Here is a 2,767-nt window from a genome sequence, read left to right as displayed (position 1 = left end):
CGACACGGTCGCGCGCCAGTACGGGCTGGGCTTCATCCCCGTGCAGGAGGAACGCTACGACTTCATCGTGCCGAAGGCTCGGCTCGAGCGGCCGGCGGTGCTGGCGTTTCGCCGCCTGCTGGCGGCGCCGGGCACGCGGGCGGCGTTGCGGGGGCTGGGTTTCCGCGTTGACGCGGGTTGAAGCGGATGGTGATCCAGCGTCGGCAAGAATGACGGCATGAAGCAACGAGAACAGACCCGTCGATCCGCCGCAGCGACCCTTCGTCGTCTGTCGAGCGTGCTGCTCTTCATCGGCGCCTTGGCGGGCTGCAACCTGGCGCCGAACTCGGCCGGGCAGATCAGCGAGCGCATCGGCGAAGTGGCCAACGAGCCGTCCAGCAAGGAGCTGGACCTGGGCCGGCTCACCTCGTTCGGCTGGGACAGGCTCTACCTGTTCAAGGCCGGCACCACTCGCGAGGCGATCTGCCGGTTCCTGAGCGCGAACCGCAACCTCTGCGACCGCGTCGTGCGCTACGAGTCCGTGCCGGCGGCCCACATGGCGATCCTGTTCGCGCTCGACGGGCGGCTGACGCACATCGAACTGCATGCGCTGGCCAACGGCGAGTTCGATGTCGACCTCGGTCCTGAAGGTCTGCCACGGTCCGACTGCGTCTTCAGGATCAGGCATGCTGCTTCCACGGGCGAAGCGTCGGTGGCGCACCTGGAGCCGATCCCGGTGGCTGCGTCAGGCCCTCGATAGACCGCRGCCGGGCTCATCGGGGTCGACGCGGGGTGTGCGCGATCTGCGTCCTCATCTCGGGGGCGGCGCTGCCCTGTCGAGCACGTCGGCCATCCTGACAAGCTCCGGAACCGAGGCCGCCTTCATCTTGCGCATGACCTGGCCGCGATGGAGCTTGACGGTGGCTTCGGTGACGTTGACCCTTTCGGCAATCTGCTTGTTCAGCAGCCCGGCGGTGACGAGTGCCATGACCTGGCGCTCGCGTTCCGTCAGCAGCGCGTGTCTTGAACGCAGTGCCGCGACGTGCCCGGCGTCACCGCGCCTCTGGGTCGTCAGCTGGATGGCGCGATTGACCGCGTCCAGCAGGTCCTGCTCGCGCACCGGCTTCGTGAGGACGTCGACCGCGCCTGCCTTCATCGCGCGCACGGCCATTTCGACATCGACATGGCCACTGAGGAGCACGACCGATTGCGCGGCGCCGCTTCGCGCCAGCGTCTCCTGGAACTCGAGACCGCTCTGCCCGGGCAGCCGGATGTCGAGCACGATGCAGGACGGCCCGTGGGGCGGCTCGGCGGCGAGGAAGGCCTGCACGGAACCATAGGTCGTGGTCAGCAGCCCGACCGATTCGAAGAGGCCGCGCAGCGCCTCGCACACACTGGTGTCGTCATCGATCACGACGACGGTCGCCGGCGTGTCGTCTTGATGCTTGATCATCGGGCCGCTCCCGCCGCCAGCGGCACGCTGAAGCTGAAGATGCTGCCGCGCGGAGAATGGTTCGAGGCGGAGATCGATCCCCCATGGGCCTCGACGATGGAACGGCAGATCGACAAGCCCATGCCGATGCCCCCCGCCTTGGTGCTGAAGAAGGCTTCGAAGATCCGATCCATGTGATCCTGCGCGAGGCCCGGGCCGGTGTCCTGAACGCTGACCCGGGCGAACCTGTCGGGGCCCGCTGCACTGCGGATCGTGAGTTGCCCGGCCTCGGTCATCGCCTCCACGCTGTTCATCACCAGATTCAGCAGCACCTGCTGCAGCTGCGTGCGATCGCCGAGCACGATCGGGGTCTCGGGCCCGGCCTGGAAACTCGCCTCGATGCCGCGGCGCCGGAATTCGCCGTTCAACACCAGCAGCACCTCCCGGATCGCTTCGTGCAGATCGGTCGGCGTCATCCGCGTGGGTTCCTTGCGCGCCAATGCGCGAATGCTCGCGACGATCTCCCCGGCCCGATGCCCGTCCCGGACGACGCGTTCGGCCGCCTGCCGCGCGCGAACGGCGTCGAACTGCTTCTCACCGAGCCAGCGCAGGCAGGTCCCGGCGTTGGTGACGATCGCCATCAGCGGCTGGTTGACCTCGTGCGCGATCGAGACCGCCAATTCGCCCAAGGTGGTCACTCGCGAGACCCGCGCCAGCTCGCTCTGGCTGCGTCGCAATTCTTCTTCGGCGCGCTTGCGGTCTTCGATCTCGATGAGCGCGCCGTACCATTTCACGACAGCACCGTGGGCGTCCAGCAGCGGGCACTGCCGCAAGGTGAACCATCGGTATTCGCCGTCCGCACGCAGAATGCGCGCGTCGACTTCTTCGCCGCGCTTGCTGGAACGCACGCGATCCCAGATGCTGCGCATCGCCTCCAGGTCGTCCGGGTGGAAGATGCGGTAGAAGCCTTCGGCCATCACGTCTTCGAATCGAAGGCCGCAGAAGTCGAGCAGGTTCTTGCTCCAGAAGTCGACCTCGCCATCTGCGGTGGCCGACCACGCCATCGCGGGGATCGTGTCGATGATCAACTTGAGCCGTTGCTCGCTCGCCTTGAGTGCATCCTCGGCGCGCTGCAGGTCTTCGAACTCCACGTTCGCGCCGACCCAGCGCACCACGCCGTTCGCATCGGTGATCTTCTGGCCGGCGAAATAGAACCAGCGGTACTCCCCGTCGAATCGCCGGATGCGCCCCTTCAGGCCCAGCTGGTCCTTCGTCGCGAGGCAGTCCTTCCAGATGTCCACCATGCCTTCCACATCGTCGGGATGGTAGAAGTCGAGGAAGCCCCACTCGAGGATC

Annotated in this window: 4 protein-coding genes; 2 read left to right on the top strand and 2 right to left on the bottom strand. The window is 66.9% G+C overall.

The genetic code is table 11. The annotated features are described in order from the left end of the window. On the top strand, window positions 1-181 hold a 181-nt coding region (locus AC1D12_RS30195), incomplete at its 5' end, for a substrate-binding domain-containing protein (protein ID WP_477844932.1). A 36-nt stretch (window positions 182-217) separates the two neighbouring features. Beyond that, window positions 218-739: a hypothetical protein gene (locus AC1D12_RS30190; RefSeq protein WP_477824883.1), complete on the top strand. Its 522-nt coding sequence runs from the start codon at window positions 218-220 to the stop codon at window positions 737-739. Window positions 740-790: 51 nt separating this feature from the next. Here AC1D12_RS30190 and AC1D12_RS30185 read toward each other — a convergent pair whose 3' ends face one another. Together AC1D12_RS30185 and AC1D12_RS30180 are read right to left on the bottom strand one after the other, a co-directional pair. After that, window positions 791-1,432 (bottom strand): response regulator transcription factor, encoded by a 642-nt coding sequence (locus AC1D12_RS30185; RefSeq protein WP_477824882.1) that lies wholly within the window; start codon window positions 1,430-1,432, stop codon window positions 791-793. Then, on the bottom strand, window positions 1,429-2,766 hold the full coding sequence (locus AC1D12_RS30180) for an ATP-binding protein (protein WP_477844931.1): 1,338 nt from the start codon (window positions 2,764-2,766) through the stop codon (window positions 1,429-1,431). The genes AC1D12_RS30185 and AC1D12_RS30180 overlap by 4 nt, the downstream gene beginning before the upstream one ends. Window position 2,767: the final 1 nt, after the last annotated feature.

This window comes from Rhizobacter sp. P1_G5 (genome assembly GCF_056405435.1).
The sequence above is the reverse complement of the archived record's forward strand: the minus strand, read 5'-3'. Positions and strand labels throughout refer to the sequence as shown.

Coding starts and splice junctions, on each gene's coding strand:
- AC1D12_RS30190 (WP_477824883.1), top strand. CDS start 218: ATGAAGCAACGAGAACAGACCCGTCGATCCGCCGCAGCGACCCTTCGT.
- AC1D12_RS30185 (WP_477824882.1), bottom strand. CDS start 1,432: ATGATCAAGCATCAAGACGACACGCCGGCGACCGTCGTCGTGATCGAT.